Origin of the sequence: Paraburkholderia sp. J10-1 (genome assembly GCF_905220165.1) — a bacterium.
Classification (GTDB): domain Bacteria; phylum Pseudomonadota; class Gammaproteobacteria; order Burkholderiales; family Burkholderiaceae; genus Paraburkholderia.
Window position 1 is genome coordinate 1 of sequence record NZ_CAJMYW010000080.1, and the last position, 332, is coordinate 332.

Annotated in this window: 1 pseudogene; it reads left to right on the plus strand. The window is 64.2% G+C overall.

Annotated elements, in window-relative coordinates:
- Positions 1-332: pseudogene (locus U5A65_RS40800) on the plus strand (ISNCY family transposase); the annotation flags it as partial.

Genomic DNA, 332 nt, shown 5'->3' on the forward strand with positions numbered 1-332 from the left:
GCGATGTACGAACTGAACATTGAGACGTTCTGCGCCAACAGCAGTTCAGCCAAGGGCCGTGTGGAACGGGCGCATCTGACGCTGCAGGACCGCCTGGTGAAGGAACTGCGGCTGCGCGGCATCAGCACGGTGGTGGACGCGAATGCGTATGCGCCTGCCTTCATGGCGGCCTACAACGTGCGCTTTGCGAAGCCGCCCAGGAGCACGTTCGATGCGCACCGGCCGTTGCGTGAGGACGAGGATCTGGACGCCCTGCTCACCTGGCGTGAGACGCGGCGCGTGACGAAGTCGCTCACGGTGCAGTACGACCGCGTGATGTACCTGCTCGACGA